The organism is Streptomyces sp. GL_140, from assembly GCF_057834465.1.
On record NZ_CM174404.1, the window covers coordinates 1,580,857 to 1,596,081 of the forward strand.

Consider the following 15,225-nt stretch of genomic DNA (forward strand, 5'->3'; position numbering starts at 1 on the left):
AGCCCACCCCCCAGCCCTCCCCGCAGCCCCTTCCCGCGGCCCCGCCCCGCACCTGCGCGCGACTTCTCCCGCGACCCCCCTCATGGTCCCCCTCACACCCCCGTACGACCCCGCCGCCTCGGCTGCTTTGGTCCAGACCTATTGACGGGTTGGTCTAGTCCTCTTAACGTTCCCTTCATCTTCCCCGGGAGACAGCCCGTCAGATGTGCGCACGTCACGGGCCAACACGCACCACGTACCAGCCTGTTGTGTCCTGCCATCCTCCCCTCCCCAGGAGGCACAATGCTGTCCCCCACACGGACGAGAGCCATGCTCCTGACGTCCGGCGCCGCAATCGCCGGACTGCTGGTCGCGGGCCTCTCGGCGGGCGTCTCGCACGCCGCCGACAACGAATCCTGTCGCCCCGACGGTCTGTACAAGACCCCCGGCGTCGACGTCCCGTACTGCTCGGTCTACGACGCCGAGGGCCGCGAGAAGATGGGCGCCGACCACCAGCGCCGCGTCATCGGCTATTTCACCGGCTGGCGCACGGGCAAGGACGGCACCCCCGCCTACCTGCCCAACAACATCCCGTGGTCCAAGGTCACCCACCTGAACTACGCCTTCGCCCACGTCGACGGCAACAACAAGATCTCGGTCGGCGCGGACAACGCGAACAACTCCGCCACCGGGATGACCTGGCCGGGCGTCGCGGGCGCCGAGATGGACCCCGCCCTCCCCTACAAGGGCAATTTCAACCTGCTCAACAAATTCAAGAAGCAGAACCCCAACGTCAAGACCCTGATCTCGGTCGGCGGCTGGGCCGAGACCGGCGGCTACTTCGGCGACGACGGCAACCGCGTCGCCTCCGGCGGCTTCTACTCGATGGCCACCAACGCCGACGGCTCGGTCAACCAGGCCGGCATCGACACCTTCGCGGACTCCTCCGTCGAGTTCATCCGCAAGTACGGGTTCAACGGCGTCGACATCGACTACGAGTACCCGACCACCATGAAGGACTCGGGCAACCCGCTGGACTGGCAGCTGTCCAACGCCCGGCGGGCCGGTCTGGTCAAGGGTTACGCGGCCCTGATGAAGTCGCTGCGCGAGAAGCTCGACCGCGCGGGCGCCTCCGACGGCAAGCACTACCTGCTCTCGGTCGCCGCCCCCTCCTCCGGCTACCTGCTGCGGGGCATGGAGACGTTCCAGATGCAGCAGTACCTGGACTACGTCAACGTCATGTCCTACGACCTGCACGGCGCCTGGAACGAGTTCGTCGGTCCGAACGCCTCGCTCTTCGACGACGGCAAGGACGGCGAACTCGCCGCGGCCGGCGTCTACTCCACCTCCCAGTACGGCGGCATCGGCTACCTCAACACCGACTGGGCCTACCACTACTTCCGCGGCTCCATGCCGGCCGGCCGCATCAACATGGGCCTGCCGTACTACACCCGCGGCTTCAAGAACGTGCAGGGCGGCACGGACGGCCTGTGGGGCAAGGCCCCGGCCACGAACTGCCCGGCGGGCGCCGGTCTGACCAAGTGCGGCGACGGCGCGGTCGGCATCGACAACCTCTGGCACGACCTCGACAGCAACGGCGTCGAAGCCCCGGCCGGGTCCAACCCGATGTGGCACGCGAAGAACCTGGAGAAGGGGGTCGTCGGTGACTACGTCACCAAGTACGGCTTCCCGGCCGACACCAAGCTGACCGGCGCCTACGTCCGCAAGTACGACTCCACCCTGGTGGCGCCGTGGCTGTGGAACGACGCGAAGAAGGTCTTCCTCTCCACCGAGGACGAGCAGTCCGTCAAGGCCAAGGCCGACTACGTGGTCGACAAGGGCATCGGCGGCACCATGGTCTGGGAGCTCGCCGGCGACTACTCGTACAACGCGGCCAAGGGCCAGTACGAGATGGGCGACACCCTGACGGACGCGATGTACCAGAAGTTCAAGTCGGCCACCCCCTACGGCTCGAAGAAGGCCGGCGCCGCCCTGCCGACCCAGGCCGTGGACATCAAGACGGAGTTCACCGAGTTCAAGCTCGGCGACTCCAACTACCCGATCACCCCGAAGCTGAAGATCACCAACAACACGAACGCCACGCTTCCCGGCGGTACGGAGTTCCAGTTCGACTACGGCACTTCGGCCCCGAACAACGCCTCCGACCAGTCCGGCTTCGGCACGAAGGTGATCTCCAGCGGTCACACCGGGAGCAACGTCGGCGGATTGAAGGGCGACTTCCAGCGGGTCTCCCTGAAGCTCCCGTCCTGGCAGACGCTGGCCCCCGGTGCCTCTGTGGACCTCGCCTTCAACTACTACCTGCCGGTGTCCACCCCCTCCAACTGGACCGTGAACATCTCCGGCACGACGTACGCGCTCGCCGGTGACCTGGCACGCGGCACGACCCTGGTGCAGCCGGGCGGCGGCTCCACACCGCCCACCACTCCGCCGACCACGCCTCCCACCACCCCGCCCACGACGCCGCCGACCACTCCCCCGACGACGCCTCCCACGACTCCTCCGGGCGGCACCTGCGCCAACCCGGCCTACGTCGCGGGCAACGTGTACACGGGCGGGACGCTCGTCTCCCACAAGGGCCACAACTGGAAGGCCCAGTGGTGGACGCAGAACGAAGAGCCCGGCACCACCGGTGACTGGGGCGTCTGGAAGGACCAGGGCGCCTGCTGACCGTGCAGGCGGCGGATGAAAGACCCTGATTCCTCTATTTCCATCATTTCCAGTTTTCATGGTGACTTCAGGGGAAAGACATGAGGACCCGGTGGCCCGGCGGCCACCGGGTCCTCGCACGTTCGCGTACGGGCGCGTGCGATCGCGTACGGGCACTTCGTAGGCTGGTGCCGTGATCGCACATGTGACCGCCTCCGTCGCGGACTTCGAGCAGCACCGGCCCCGGATGTTCGCCATCGCCTACCGCATGCTCGGTTCGGCCTCCGAGGCCGAGGACACCGTCCAGGACGCGTACCTGCGCTGGAGCTCGGCCGTCGACCGCGAACCCCCCGAACCCATCGAGCACCCCGGCGCCTGGCTCGCCAAGGTCGTCACCCGCCTGTGCCTCAACCACCTCACCTCGGCGCGGGCCCGGCGCGAGGAGTACGTGGGTCCCTGGCTCCCCGAGCCGGTCCTCACCGCGGAGGGCGCGCTCGGCCCGCTGGAGTCGGCCGAGCAGCGGGACAGCGTGTCCATGGCCCTGCTCGTGCTGCTGGAGCAGCTCACTCCCATGGAGCGCGCCGTGTACGTACTGCGCGAGGCCTTCGCGTACAGCCACCGGGAGATCGCCGGGCTCCTCGACCTCACCGAGGCCAACTGCCGTCAGCTCTACCGGCGGGCGGTGGGACGGGTGAGCGCGGCGAAGGCTCCCGAGCGGCGGTTCCAGCCGGACCCGGCGCAGTGGCAGGGCCTGGTGGAGAGCTTCCTCGAAGCCGCGAACAGCGGGGACCTGGCCCGGCTGGAGGGGCTGCTGGCGGCCGACGCCCGGTTCGTTTCCGACGGCGGCGGCGTGGTCAGTGCGGCGCGCCGGCCGGTCGAGGGCCGCAACAACGTGGCGCGCTTCCTGCTGGGCATCCTGCGCAAGTACTCCGGCGACCTGCCGTTCTCCTTCGCGGAGGTCAACGGGGAGCCGGCGCTGGTCGTCGGCGGGGTCGGAATCCTCCAGGTGGAGTTCGAGGACGGGCTGGTCCAGGACGCGCGGGCGGTGATGAACCCGGCGAAGCTGGAATTCCTCCAGCGCCAGCTGTCACATTCCTGAGGGCTGTCCGGTCCCAGCTGGTGAACGCATCGCCCGCGGAAAGGAACGGACACCATGAGCACCATCCTCGTCACCGGAGGCACCGGAACCCTGGGCAGGCCGGTCGTGGAACGGCTGCGGACGGCGGGCCACGAGGTCCGCGTCCTGAGCCGGCACGCACCGGACTTCCCCGTCGACCTGCGGGACGGCAGCGGTCTCGACGCGGCGATGGCGGGCGCGCAGGTGATCGTGCACTGCGCGAGCAGCCCGCGCGGAGGTGACGACGTGGCGGCCGGGCACCTGATCGCGGCGGCCGAGCGGGCCGGGACGGTCGGGCACGTCGTCTACATCTCGATCGTTGGGGTGGACGAGGTCCCGCTCCCGTACTACCGGACGAAGCTGAAGGTGGAGGGGATGCTGGAGGCGTCGGGGCTCGGCCTGACGATCCTGCGGACGACCCAGTTCCACGACCTGGTGGCCCAGGCGCTGGCCACGGTGGCGAAGCTGCCGGTGATGCCGCTGCCCGCCGGGGTCAGCGGGCAGCCGATCGCGGTCGAGGAGGTCGCGGACCGGCTGGCCGAGCTGGCGGCGGGGCCGCCGGCCGGGCGGGTCCCGGACATGGGCGGCCCCGAGGTCCTCACCTTCGAGGAGGCGGCCCGCGCCTACCTCGCGGCGACCGGCAAGCGCCGCCCGCTGCTGGCGGTCCCGCTGGCGGGGAAGGCGTACGCGGGGTTCAAGCGGGGCGGCCACCTGACTCCCTCGCACGCGGTGGGCCGGGGCACCTTCGCCGAGTTCCTGACCGCCCGCCGGTAGGCCGACGGCGGGGTGGGGTCAGGGGCAAGGTCAGGAGCAGGGGCCGGGCCGTCAGGCCCCGAAGAGCGTCGCCTGCGCGGCCTCGCGGGCGGCCAGCCGGGCGCCCTGGAGCACCGCGGGATCGCCCAGGGTGCTCGCCCGGACCTCCAGCGGGACCGGGCTCAGCACGGCGAGCCGCGAGGCGACCCTGGAGGCCAGCTCCGACCCGCCCGCCCGCCCGAGCTCCCCGCCGAGCACCACGCAGCCGGGGTCCAGGATCGCCGCGACCGCCGCTGCCCCGAGGGCGAGCCGCTCCGCCAGCGCGTCGAGGAAGGCCGGACCGGCGCCGCCCGCGACCGCCTCCTCGGCGGTCCCGTCGAAGCCGTGCTCCGCCGCGAGCGCGGCCACCGCCCCGCGCCCGGCCAGCGAGTGGAACCCGCCTTCGCAGTTGGTGGCCGAAGGCAGCCCCTTGGCGCCCGGCACGGGGAGGAAGCCGATCTCACCCGCCCCGCCGGAGGCTCCGCGGCGCAGCCGTCCGTCGAGGACCACCGCCGCTCCCACCCCCTCGCTGAGCCACAGCAGCACGAAGGAGTCCACGTCCCGGGCGGCTCCGAGGCGCTGTTCGGCCAGCGCCGCCAGGTTGGTCTCGTTCTCCACCACGACCGTCGCCGGCAGCCGCCGCTGCAGTGCCGCCACCAGGTCCCGGTGCCAGGCGGGCAGCCCTATGGTGCTGCCGAGTTCGCCGCTGCCCGGTGACACCAGGCCCGGTGCTCCGATCACCACCGTGTGGAGCTGCTCCGTGCCCGCCTCCCGGGCGAGTTCCCGCAGCCGGTCGACTGCCTCCTCCACCGCGTCGACGGGCAGCGCCGCCTCGGCCAGCGGCCTTCCGAGGAGGTCGGTGACGACCGCGGTCGCACTGTCCACTCGTACGTCCAGTGCGGCGAGGTACGCCCGCCGCGCGACGATCCCGTAGAGCCGGGCGTTGGGTCCGCGCCGCTGTTCGCCCGATTCGCCGACCACCTCGATGAGTCCGGCCTCGGTGAGCCGTTCCACCAGGTCCGCGACGGACGGGCGGGACAGGCCGGTCAGCTGCTTGAGCTGGGGGGCCGTCAGCGCGCCCTCGTCCTGGAGCAGCCGCAGGGCGAGCCGGTCGTTGATGGCCCGCGCCGTGCTCGGGGAGGCGGGAGACGGAGCGGTGGGGGTCAGGACCCTGGCAGCAGTCACGCGCCCATCTTATGAGTCCCCGGGGGACTAACCATCAGGCAGGGTCCCTGATAGTTTACGTGTCATGACCGGGGAAACCGACCTCAGCCCGGCGCGACTGCGCCATGCCCGCTTCGCCATCGCCGCCGCCTTCTGCGCCCACGGTGCGGTGACCGGCTCCTTCGCCACCCGCATCCCCTGGATCCAGGACCACGCGCAGCTCAGCGCGGGCAGCCTGGGCCTGGCCCTCGCCTTCCCCGCCGTCGGCGCCGCGCTGACGATGCCGCTGGCGGGGCGGATCAACCACCGGCTCGGCGCCCGCACCGCCCTGCGGGTGCTGCTGTCCCTGTGGACCCTCGCCCTGATCCTGCCGAGCCTCGCCCCGAACCTGGTGACGCTCTGCCTCGTGCTCTTCCTCTACGGGGCCGCCGCCGGCATGTCCGACGTGGCGATGAACGCGCTCGGCGTGGAGACCGAGAACCGGCTGAAGCGCTCGATCATGTCCTCCCTGCACGGCATGTGGAGCGTGGGCGCCCTGATCGGTTCGGTCGCCGGCACCTTCGCCGCGCACACCGGCACCGACGCCCGTCTCCACCACCTGATCGCCGCGCTCGCCCTGACGGCGATCGGGCTGGTCGCCGTAGGGGGCGTCCTGGACCTTCGGTCCGAGGCGAACGCCGAGGCCCCGCCGCACTTCGCGCTGCCCCCGAAGTCCGCGCTGTTCATCGGGGCCATCGGCTTCTGCGCGGTCTTCGCGGAGGGCGCGAGCCTGGACTGGTCCGCGGTGTACCTGCGGGACGTGCTGCACACGGACGCGGGCCTCGCCGCCGCCTCCACCACGGCCTTCGCGCTGACCATGGCCCTCGCCCGGCTCGTCGGGGACAGGGTCGTCGACCGGTTCGGGGCGGTACGGACGGTCCGCGCGGGCGGGGTACTGGCCACCGCGGGCGGACTCCTCGTCGTCACGGTCCGGGAACCGGCCGCGGCCATGGCGGGCTTCGGGCTGATCGGGCTCGGCATCGCGGTGGTGGTCCCGCTGGCCTTCGCGGCAGCTGCCCGCAGCGGTCCGGCCCCGGCGCAGGCCATCGCGGGTGTCGCGACGATCACGTACACCTCGGGCCTGATCGCCCCGTCGGCGATCGGCGCGGTGGCCGACGCGACCTCCCTCGTGGTGTCCTTCGGACTGGTCACGCTGCTGGCGTTCGCACTGATCCTGGGTGCGACCGTACTGCGGCAGCGGCCGGTGGCGGCGGGGGCCTCCGCCTCCAACCAGGACGAACCTGCTGCTATCCGGCCGTAATATGTCGCCTGGCCGCCTGCGGCCTCGTAGCTTGACGCTTGACCGGACCGATAGACGGAAGTGGTGGGACATGGGCCTCGGCGTGCGCTGGACCCTGCACGGAGACGGGCGGACCCCCGCCCCCGGCGCGGTGGTGCGGCCGGACGAGCGGCTGACCTGGCCGCGGACCGCCGGGCTGGGCGCCCAGCACGTCGTTGCAATGTTCGGCGCAAGTTTCGTTGCACCCGTTTTGATGGGTTTGGACCCGAATCTCGCCATCATGATGTCCGGTGTCGCCACCGTCATCTTCCTGCTCGCAACCCGCGGCCGGATCCCCTCGTACTTGGGCTGCTCGCTCTCGTTCGTGGGTGTCGCCGCGGCGATCCGGGCGAGCGGCGGGGACAGCGCGGTCGTCACGGGCGCGGTCTTCGTGGTCGGCGCGGCGCTCTTCCTGTCCGGTCTGGCCGTCCAGCGGTTCGGGGCACGGATCATCCACGCGGCGATGCCGCCGGTGGTGACCGGCGCGGTCGTGATGCTGATCGGCTTCAACCTGGCGCCGGTGACGGCCTCCACGTACTGGCCCCAGGACCAGTGGACCGCGCTGCTGACCATGGCGTTCACCGGGCTCGCCGTGGTGTGCCTGCGGGGCTTCTGGTCCCGGATCGCGATCTTCCTCGGCCTGGTCTTCGGCTACGGCATCTCCTGGATCTTCGACCTGGTCTTCGGCAAGATCCACTCCACGATGGGCGGGCCGGAGGCCGTGGACCACTGGCGGCTCGACCTGTCCGGGGTCGGCAAGGCCGACTGGATCGGCCTGCCGTCCTTCCACGCGCCGGCCTTCGAGTGGTCGGCGATCCTGATCGCGCTGCCGGTGGTCATCGCCCTGATCGCGGAGAACGCCGGGCACATCAAGGCCGTCGGCGAGATGACCGGCGACCCGCTCGACGACAAGCTGGGCACGGCCATCGCGGCCGACGGCGCCGCCTCCATGCTCTCCACGGCGCTCGGCGGCCCGCCGAACACCACCTACTCCGAGAACATCGGTGTCATGGCCGCCACCCGGGTGTACTCGACCGCCGCCTACTGGGCGGCCGCCGGGTTCGCGCTCCTCTTCGGCCTGTGCCCGAAGTTCGGCGCGGTCGTCGCCGCGATCCCCGGCGGGGTGCTGGGCGGGATCACCGTGATCCTGTACGGCATGATCGGCCTGCTCGGCGCGCAGATCTGGATCAACGGCCGGGTGGACCTGCGCAACCCGCTGAACCTGGTGCCCGCCGCGGCCGGCATCATCATCGGCGTCGGCGGGGTCAAGCTGCACTTCAGCGACAGCTTCGAACTGGGCGGCATCGCGCTCGGCACGATCGTCGTCATCACCGGCTACCACGCCCTGCGGTACTTCGCCCCGGCGCACTTGAAGCAGCAGGAACCCCTGCTGGACTCGGGCACCTCGGCGTACGACGGGACGGACGGGGCCGCGGGCGCGGGCGCCGACGACAAGCGGGGTTGACGGAGTTTCGCCCGAACCGGCGAAGCGTACGGCCAAGTTCCCCTGATCCCGGCCCGCGACTGCGAACCTGCCTGTCATGGCCCCCATGGAAGCGGTGCTGGCGCGGATGCGCGCCCTGGACGAGCGGCTCCCCGAGCGGGACGGTGTCGCCGTCTTCAACCGGGTGTACCTCACGGTGACGCAGACGCTCCACGAGCGGATCGCGCACGGTGCGTTCCCCTCTCCGCGCCGGGCGGAGACCCTCAGCGTCCGCTTCGCGGAGCGCTACCTGACGGCGGTGGAGGCGGACCGGGCCCCTGCGTGCTGGCGGCCGCTCCTGCAGTACCGCCGACACCCCGGGATCCGGCCGCTGCAGCACGCGCTGGCCGGGATCAACGCTCACATCGGCCACGACCTGGCGCTGGCGGTGGTATCCACCTGCCACCTCCTGGACTGCGATCCGGCCGCGCTCGAAGCGGACTTCGACCGGGTCGGTGACACGCTGGTCTCCCTGGAGGAGCACATCCGGGAAGACCTGATGCCGGGCCCGGACCTGCTGGAGATCGCGGATCCGCTGACGCACCTGCTCGGCGCGTGGAGCCTGGAACGGGCCCGCGCGGGAGCCTGGGCCTCGGCCCGCCTCCTCTGGTCCCTGCGCCGCTCCCCCGATCTGGCGGAGGAGTTCACCGAGTCCCTCGACGCGGGCGTAGGCCTGGTCGGCCGCTGCCTGCTGACTCCGACGGCCTGACCCCCGCTGCGCGGGCCTGGTCCCCTACCCACCCTTCCACCGTTCCCCGGGGGCCAGCCCCCGGACCCCCGTGCCTCGAACGCCGGCGGGGCTGGATTTTCCAGGCCCGGCGGGGCTCCGGCCCCGGCACCGACGCCGGACATGAGAACGGGCCGCCGCCGCGTTCGTGCGCGGGGGCGGCCCGTGGTCGGGGCCGGAGCGGCCGGGGGTGGGGGCGCGCTCCGAGGGGTGGTCGGGAGGGGTCAGTCCTCGGGGAGTTCGACCGGGGCGATGTCGTCGTAGACGTCGCCGGGGCCGGGGTTCGTGGCGTCCGTGGCGCCGCCGAGCTGGTGCATGACGCCCCAGACCGCGTTCAGCGCCGTCTGGACCGCGCCCTCCGCCCAGCCCGCCGTCCAGGAGATGTCGTCGCCCGCGAGGAAGATGCCGCGCTTGTCCTCGGGGAGGCGGTCCTGCATGAAGTGGGTGAACAGGCGCCGCTGGTAGCGGTAGTGGCCCGGCAGGTTGGCCTTGAAGGCGCCCATGAAGTAGGGCTCGTTCTCCCACGACACGGTCACCGGGTTGCCGATGATGTGGCGGCGGATGTCGACCTTCGGGTAGATCTCGCCGAGGGACTTCAGCATGACCTCCATCCGCTCGTTCGCGGACAGCGGCAGCCACTTCAGGCTGTCGTCGCACCAGGTGTAGGACAGGCAGATGACGGCCGGCTTGTCAGGGCCGTTGTCCAGGAGGTACGTGCCGCGGGTCATGCGGTCCGTGAGGGTCATCGACATGACGTCGCGGCCCGTCTCCTCGTCCTTGTCCAGCCAGAACGGGCGGTCGACCGGGACGAAGAGCTTGGAGCTCTCCATGTAGTGGGTGCGCTCCATCGCCGTCCAGTGGTCGATCGGGAAGAGCGAGTCGTCGCAGCTGATCTTGGAGAGCAGCAGCCAGGACTGGGCCGTGAAGATCGCCGCACGGTAGGTGCGGATGTCGCCCGAGGAGTCCGTGACCGTGATGCGGTTGCCCGCGGTGCGGTGCAGGCGCGTCACCGCCGGGCGGGGGGTGCCCCCGTGGAGCGAGGAGAGGGAGGTGCCCTGCGCCCAGTGGACGATCTTCTCGGGCTCGCGCTCCCACAGCCGCAGCGGGAGCTGCTGGGAGCCGCCCACGATGCCGCGGTGGTGGTCGTCGGCCTCGGTGTAGACGACGCGCAGGATCTCGAGGATCGAGTTCGGGAAGTCGGTGTCCCAGCCGCCCGTGCCGAAGCCGACCTGGCCGAAGATCTCGCGCTTGCGGAAGGACTGGAAGGCCTCCGACTCGCAGAGGAACCCGTAGAAGGTCTGGTTGTCGAGCTTCTCGACGAGCTTCGCCCAGATCTCGCGGATGCGCGGGACGTCCCGCTCGCGCATCGCGGTGTTCATGTCGGAGAAGTCGGCGCCCTCTTCGAGGCAGGCGTTCCACGCGGCGGCGACGTCGCGGTAGACCTGCGGGAGGTCGGCGATGGTCTCGGCGTAGTGCGTCTCGCCCTTGAGGTCGACCACCGTGGAGGGGGTGGCCGGGGAGAGCGGGTTCGGGAAGGGCTCGGTGACCAGGCCCACGAGGTCGATGTAGTGCTGGAGCGCCGTGGAGGACGGCGGGAAGCGCATCGCGCCCATCTCCGCGGTCAGCTCGTCCGTGCCGGTGCCCTCGAAGCCCACCGTGCGCAGCCGGCCGCCGATCTGGTCGGCCTCGTAGACGACGGGCTTGAGGCCCATCTTCATCAGCTCGTACGCCGAGATGATGCCGGACAGTCCGCCGCCGATGACGGCGACCTCGGTGCCGTGCTCGGTCGCCGGTATCTGGCCGAGGCCCGCCGGGTGCGCGAGGAAGTCGTCGTACGCGTAGGGGAAGTCCGGACCGAACATCGTGATCGGCGGCTGACCGTCGCTGTGCGGGACGGCGGTGGTGGGCACCGTGGACGTCATGGGGTACGACTCCTAGCGGGGTGGGGCAGGGGGGCAGAAGGCTTGGAGGGCCCGGAGGGGAGCCGGGCCGGAAGGCTCAGACGAGCGAGGCGTACAGGCCGGGGCGGCGGTCCCGCAGGTACGGGTTGGTCTCGCGCGAGACCTGCAGCAGTTCGGGGTCGGCCTCGCCGATCACCATTTCCTCGCCGCGCCCGGCGCGGGTGCGGGTGACCCCGTCGGGACTGGCCAGGCAGCTGAGCCCGACGAACTCGAACTCGCCTTCCGGACCGGTCCGGTTGACGTACGCGATGTACATCTGGTTCTCGAAGGCCCGTACGGGTACCAGCTGTTCGGCGACGAACTGGAAGGGGTGCATCTGCGCCGTCGGCACCAGGAGGAGGTCGGTGCCGGCGAGCGCGTGCTCCCGTACGTTCTCGGGGAACTCCACGTCGTAGCAGATCATCAGGCCGATCCGCAGTCCGCCGAGCTCCGCCTGGACGACCGGGACGTCTCCGGGGGTGAAGGCGTCCTGCTCGAAGCGGCCGAAGAGGTGGGTCTTGCGGTAGTTCGCCAGCCGGTCGCCGTCGGGGCCGATGAGCTGGGTCGCGTTGTAGACGGTGTCGGCGGCCGCGCCGTCCCGCTCGGGGTAGCCGTAGAGCACGGCCACCCCGTGGCGGCGGGCGATCTCGCCGATGGCGCGGGCGGACATGCCGTCGGCCGGTTCGGCGAGCCGGGCGATGTCCTCGATCTCCAGCGCGTAGCCGGTCAGGAACATCTCCGAGGTCACGAGGAGCCCGGCCCCCGCCTGTGCGGCGCGTGCCACGGCCTCGTCGAGCGCCTTCAGGTTGGCGGCGGTGTCGCCGAGCCGTCCGGAGCTCTGCAGGAGGGCGGTGCGCAACGGGGGCATGGGCGTACCTCTGTGGCAGGAGGGGTGGGGGTCATAAGACGGTACGTTCGCGCGTTCGACCCCGACAAGCCGTGACCGTTGCGCTCCGCGCATCGATTCGTTGCGTCTTGCCGGGCGGACCCGGCGATTCGTTGCGCGGGCCCTGCGCGGGCGTCCCCCGAGGCCCGGCCGGGGCCCTACGGAGACCCCTGCGGCGGCCCCAAACGCGACCCCGACGGCAGCCCTACGAGGCCTCGCGGAAGGCCGGGTCCGCGCTGAGGCGGCGCAGGTCCTCCAGGATGTCGGGGGTGTGGTTGGACACCACCCGGCCGCTCCAGCCGTCGCAGAGGGCGGGGACGGTGAGCGGGCCGTCGTGGTGGTGCCCGGAGGCCTCGTACGCGCGGCGGAGCGCCTCGTGCCCGGCGGTGTCGCTGCCGGGCACGAGGACGGTCACGGCGACGGCGTCGCGGAGCCCCGGTTCGGCAAGTGCGGCTGCGACACCGCGGCAGTGCGGACAGTCGTCGGCGGCGAGGAAGATCCGGTACCGGTGCGGGACGGGCGAGAACCCGGCCCCGATCCGCCCGCGCAGCGACCGCGCGGCCGCCTCGGGCCGGGGGCGGGCCTGGGGCTGGGTCGGGGCCTGGGGGTGGACCTGGGGGTGGACCTGGGGCTGGGCATGCGTCTGGACATGGGTCTGGGACATGGTTCTCCTCTGTCTGCCTGCGTATGTACTGGCGCGCGTGCTCGGCGGTGTGTCTAGACGGCCGGGATCGAGAAGGCCGGGGCCGAGGCGCTGCAGACGCGGAGAAGGTCGATGTGCAGACGGCGGGTGAGCCAGGAGCGGCGGAGGGGTGCGGGCGGCGTGGTGAGCTGGTCCACCGGGTCCCCCTCGTGTCCGCGGCCCCCGTTAGGCTGACGTTGGCAGTCTCATGGCACCGCCTGAGGCCGTCAAGAGTGCCCGCACGATGGAAGGAAGCTCCGCCCATGTCCGCCCAGTTCCGGCCCGGAAGCGTCCTCGACAATCCCGTCTGGGAGGCGCTCGATGGCCCGCACCGGGGCTTCGCCGAAACCGGGCCCGCCGGGCTGGCCGCCCGCTACGCCGCGGGCGTGTCGCCCTTCGCGGCGCTCTGCGATCCCGAGGACCCGCACGCCTGGGCGGACCTGGCCGAGCTGGTCGGGCCCGGTCAGGAGGTCTGGGTGACCGGGCTGCCGACCCCGCCGCCCGGCTGGGAGACCCTGCTGTCGCTGCCGGGCGTACAGCTGGACGGGCGGCCGGTGGCGGGCAGGGAGGAGCCGGAGGCGGTCCTGCTGGGGCCCGCCGACGTGCCGGAGATGCTGGAGCTGGTGGCGCTGACCAAGCCCGGCCCGTTCGGCGAGCGCACCGTCGAGCTGGGCACGTACCTGGGGATCCGCAGTGGCGGACGCCTCGTCGCGATGGCCGGTGAGCGGATGCGCCCGCCTGGCTGGTCGGAGATCAGCGCGGTGTGCACGCACCCCGAGCACCGGGGCAAGGGGCTGGCCGGGCGGCTGATCCGGGCGGTGGTGGCCGCCGTGGAGGAGCGCGGGGACGACCCGTTCCTGCACGCGGCCGCGCAGAACACCTCGGCGATCGCCCTCTACGAGGCGATGGGGTTCACCCTGCGCCGGGAGCCGTTCTTCATCGGGCTTCGCACTCCCGACACGAAGGCTTAACACGGACACGAAGGCTTAACACGGATCGGCCCTGCGGGCGTTGTGGCCCGGCCTCCTCTGACCTAGCGTCGGAAGAACGACCGGAGGAGGTGGCAGGGCATGACCGTACGCACCAGCAGTGACCCTGTCAGCCCGAGCCGCACGGTGCACCTGCACTCCCGCGCGCACATCGACCTCCAGCGGGTCGCCGCTTCCCTCTGTCGTCCCTGATCAGCGTTCCGAGTTCCGCGATCCGCGCGCCCTTCGCCGCGCCGCCCGCCAGCCCGCCCGCCTGATCAGGAGGCAGCTCCGCCATGCCCGCTCACCGTCCGACCGGCCCTTCCCCCGCGCCCTCCCCCGCCATCCGTCTCGCCGTCGCCCTGGACGGCGCGGGCTGGCACCCGGCCGCCTGGCGCGAGCCGGGCGCCGACGCCGACCGGCTGTTCACCGCCGGGTACTGGGCCGCGCTGGTCGCCGAGGCCGAGGCCGGCCTGCTGGACTTCGTCACCTTCGAGGACTCGCTCGGCCTCCAGTCCACCGATCCGGCCGGGCCCGACGGCCGCACCGACCTGGTGCGCGGCCGCCTCGACGCGGTCCTGGTGGCCGCCCGGGTGGCGCCGCTGAGCCGGCACATCGGGCTGGTGCCGAGCGTGGTGGCCACGCACACCGAGCCGTTCCACGTCTCCAAGGCGCTGGCCACCTTGGACCACGTCAGCCGCGGGCGCGCCGGTCTGCGCATCCAGATCTCCGAACGCCCGGACGAGGTGCGCCACTTCGGGCGCCGCGCGGCGGGCGAGGACGCCGCCGTGCTGTACGGGGAGGCCGCGGACCACGTGGAAGTGGCGCGGCGGCTGTGGGACAGCTGGGAGGACGACGCCGAGATCCGCGAGGTGTCGACGGGCCGCTTCGTCGACCGGGCCAAGCTGCACTACATCGACTTCGAGGGACCGCACTTCAGCGTCAGGGGCCCTTCCATCACCCCGCGGCCGCCACAGGGCAGGCCGCCGGTCAGCGCGCTCGCCTCGGACGCCGCCGCGTACCCCTTCCTGGCCCGGACGGCCGACATCGGTTACGTGACCCCGCGCACCGCAGACGAGGCCCGCGCCGCGCTTGCCGCACTGCCCGGGATCCCGCACGTCTTCGGCGAGCTGACGGTCTTCCTCGACGAGAGGACGGCGGACGCGGAGCGTCGGCTGCAGCGGCTGGACGCCGCGCACGGGGCCCCGTACACCAGTGACGCCCTGGTCTTCGCGGGCACCCCGGCCCTCCTGGCCGATCTGCTGCTGGAGTGGCACGAGGCCGGACTGACGGGCTTCCGGCTGCGGCCTGGGGTGCTCGCGCACGACCTGCCGGCGATCACCCGCGGCCTGGTCCCGGAACTGCGGCGCCGCGGGCTCTTCCGCAGCGCGTACGAGGCCTCCTCGCTCCGCGGCCTGCTGGGGCTGGAGCGCCCCGCGAACCGGTACGCCGCCGCGCCCGCGCCCGCCCCCGTCACGGCATCCGCCTCCGCCTGACCCCAT

14 protein-coding genes are annotated in these 15,225 nt (G+C 71.9%); 9 read left to right on the plus strand and 5 right to left on the minus strand.

Translation table 11 applies throughout. The features are described from left to right. Positions 1 to 282 precede the first annotated feature (282 nt). The 3 genes from AC3IYJ_RS07330 to AC3IYJ_RS07340 all read left to right on the plus strand — a co-directional run bounded on the left by AC3IYJ_RS07330 (position 283) and on the right by AC3IYJ_RS07340 (position 4,537). A complete protein-coding gene (locus tag AC3IYJ_RS07330; protein WP_489400522.1) occupies positions 283 to 2,667 on the plus strand; it encodes a chitinase C-terminal domain-containing protein in 2,385 nt (794 codons plus the stop codon). Between the two features lie 172 nt (positions 2,668 to 2,839). Next, a complete protein-coding gene (gene sigJ / locus AC3IYJ_RS07335; protein ID WP_489400523.1) occupies positions 2,840 to 3,745 on the plus strand; it encodes an RNA polymerase sigma factor SigJ in 906 nt (301 codons plus the stop codon). Between the two features lie 54 nt (positions 3,746 to 3,799). Beyond that, positions 3,800 to 4,537, plus strand: a complete 738-nt coding sequence (locus AC3IYJ_RS07340; protein WP_489400524.1) for an SDR family oxidoreductase — start codon at positions 3,800 to 3,802, stop codon at positions 4,535 to 4,537. A 51-nt stretch (positions 4,538 to 4,588) separates the two neighbouring features. On the opposite strand, the gene AC3IYJ_RS07345 is transcribed toward AC3IYJ_RS07340, so the two are convergent. Next, positions 4,589 to 5,740 carry an ROK family transcriptional regulator gene (locus AC3IYJ_RS07345; RefSeq protein ID WP_489400525.1) on the minus strand — a complete coding sequence of 384 codons (1,152 nt, stop codon included), beginning with the start codon at positions 5,738 to 5,740 and terminating at the stop codon, positions 4,589 to 4,591. A gap of 64 nt (positions 5,741 to 5,804) precedes the next feature. Here AC3IYJ_RS07345 and AC3IYJ_RS07350 point away from each other — a divergent pair, with 64 nt between their 5' ends. The 3 genes from AC3IYJ_RS07350 (at position 5,805) to AC3IYJ_RS07360 (ending at position 9,229) form a co-directional block, all read left to right on the plus strand. Further along, on the plus strand, positions 5,805 to 7,019 hold the full coding sequence (locus tag AC3IYJ_RS07350) for an MFS transporter (RefSeq protein WP_489400526.1): 1,215 nt from the start codon (positions 5,805 to 5,807) through the stop codon (positions 7,017 to 7,019). Between the two features lie 70 nt (positions 7,020 to 7,089). Beyond that, positions 7,090 to 8,502, plus strand: coding sequence for a uracil-xanthine permease family protein (locus AC3IYJ_RS07355; RefSeq protein WP_489400527.1), 1,413 nt, complete (start codon positions 7,090 to 7,092; stop codon positions 8,500 to 8,502). Positions 8,503 to 8,578: 76 nt separating this feature from the next. After that, the gene (locus AC3IYJ_RS07360) at positions 8,579 to 9,229 is read left to right on the plus strand and encodes a DUF5995 family protein (RefSeq protein ID WP_489400528.1); all 651 of its coding nucleotides are present in this window, start codon (positions 8,579 to 8,581) and stop codon (positions 9,227 to 9,229) included. Positions 9,230 to 9,471: 242 nt separating this feature from the next. On the opposite strand, the gene AC3IYJ_RS07365 is transcribed toward AC3IYJ_RS07360, so the two are convergent. The 4 genes from AC3IYJ_RS07365 to AC3IYJ_RS07380 all read right to left on the minus strand — a co-directional run bounded on the left by AC3IYJ_RS07365 (position 9,472) and on the right by AC3IYJ_RS07380 (position 12,913). Beyond that, positions 9,472 to 11,169, minus strand: a complete 1,698-nt coding sequence (locus AC3IYJ_RS07365; RefSeq protein ID WP_489400529.1) for a flavin monoamine oxidase family protein — start codon at positions 11,167 to 11,169, stop codon at positions 9,472 to 9,474. 76 nt (positions 11,170 to 11,245) lie between these two features. Beyond that, the gene (locus AC3IYJ_RS07370) at positions 11,246 to 12,055 is read right to left on the minus strand and encodes a carbon-nitrogen hydrolase family protein (protein ID WP_489400530.1); all 810 of its coding nucleotides are present in this window, start codon (positions 12,053 to 12,055) and stop codon (positions 11,246 to 11,248) included. Positions 12,056 to 12,278: 223 nt separating this feature from the next. Beyond that, positions 12,279 to 12,737, minus strand: coding sequence for a hypothetical protein (locus AC3IYJ_RS07375; RefSeq protein WP_489400531.1), 459 nt, complete (start codon positions 12,735 to 12,737; stop codon positions 12,279 to 12,281). 53 nt (positions 12,738 to 12,790) lie between these two features. Beyond that, positions 12,791 to 12,913, minus strand: coding sequence for a hypothetical protein (locus AC3IYJ_RS07380; protein WP_489400532.1), 123 nt, complete (start codon positions 12,911 to 12,913; stop codon positions 12,791 to 12,793). A 105-nt stretch (positions 12,914 to 13,018) separates the two neighbouring features. On the opposite strand from AC3IYJ_RS07380, the gene AC3IYJ_RS07385 reads away from it, so the two are divergent. The 3 genes from AC3IYJ_RS07385 (at position 13,019) to AC3IYJ_RS07395 (ending at position 15,219) form a co-directional block, all read left to right on the plus strand. After that, positions 13,019 to 13,726 carry a GNAT family N-acetyltransferase gene (locus tag AC3IYJ_RS07385; RefSeq protein ID WP_489400533.1) on the plus strand — a complete coding sequence of 236 codons (708 nt, stop codon included), beginning with the start codon at positions 13,019 to 13,021 and terminating at the stop codon, positions 13,724 to 13,726. A 99-nt stretch (positions 13,727 to 13,825) separates the two neighbouring features. Further along, positions 13,826 to 13,936 carry a putative leader peptide gene (locus tag AC3IYJ_RS07390; RefSeq protein ID WP_489400534.1) on the plus strand — a complete coding sequence of 37 codons (111 nt, stop codon included), beginning with the start codon at positions 13,826 to 13,828 and terminating at the stop codon, positions 13,934 to 13,936. An 83-nt stretch (positions 13,937 to 14,019) separates the two neighbouring features. Further along, positions 14,020 to 15,219, plus strand: a complete 1,200-nt coding sequence (locus AC3IYJ_RS07395; RefSeq protein WP_489400535.1) for an LLM class flavin-dependent oxidoreductase — start codon at positions 14,020 to 14,022, stop codon at positions 15,217 to 15,219. Positions 15,220 to 15,225 lie beyond the last annotated feature (6 nt).

What these genes read in the sequence shown, in the direction of transcription:
- AC3IYJ_RS07330 (WP_489400522.1), top strand. Translation starts at nt 283, where the DNA reads ATGCTGTCCCCCACACGGACGAGAGCCATGCTCCTGACGTCCGGCGCC.
- AC3IYJ_RS07340 (WP_489400524.1), top strand. Translation starts at nt 3,800, where the DNA reads ATGAGCACCATCCTCGTCACCGGAGGCACCGGAACCCTGGGCAGGCCG.
- AC3IYJ_RS07350 (WP_489400526.1), top strand. Translation starts at nt 5,805, where the DNA reads ATGACCGGGGAAACCGACCTCAGCCCGGCGCGACTGCGCCATGCCCGC.
- AC3IYJ_RS07355 (WP_489400527.1), top strand. Translation starts at nt 7,090, where the DNA reads ATGGGCCTCGGCGTGCGCTGGACCCTGCACGGAGACGGGCGGACCCCC.
- AC3IYJ_RS07360 (WP_489400528.1), top strand. Translation starts at nt 8,579, where the DNA reads ATGGCCCCCATGGAAGCGGTGCTGGCGCGGATGCGCGCCCTGGACGAG.
- AC3IYJ_RS07365 (WP_489400529.1), bottom strand. Translation starts at nt 11,169, where the DNA reads ATGACGTCCACGGTGCCCACCACCGCCGTCCCGCACAGCGACGGTCAG.
- AC3IYJ_RS07370 (WP_489400530.1), bottom strand. Translation starts at nt 12,055, where the DNA reads ATGCCCCCGTTGCGCACCGCCCTCCTGCAGAGCTCCGGACGGCTCGGC.
- AC3IYJ_RS07375 (WP_489400531.1), bottom strand. Translation starts at nt 12,737, where the DNA reads ATGTCCCAGACCCATGTCCAGACGCATGCCCAGCCCCAGGTCCACCCC.
- AC3IYJ_RS07385 (WP_489400533.1), top strand. Translation starts at nt 13,019, where the DNA reads ATGTCCGCCCAGTTCCGGCCCGGAAGCGTCCTCGACAATCCCGTCTGG.
- AC3IYJ_RS07390 (WP_489400534.1), top strand. Translation starts at nt 13,826, where the DNA reads ATGACCGTACGCACCAGCAGTGACCCTGTCAGCCCGAGCCGCACGGTG.
- AC3IYJ_RS07395 (WP_489400535.1), top strand. Translation starts at nt 14,020, where the DNA reads ATGCCCGCTCACCGTCCGACCGGCCCTTCCCCCGCGCCCTCCCCCGCC.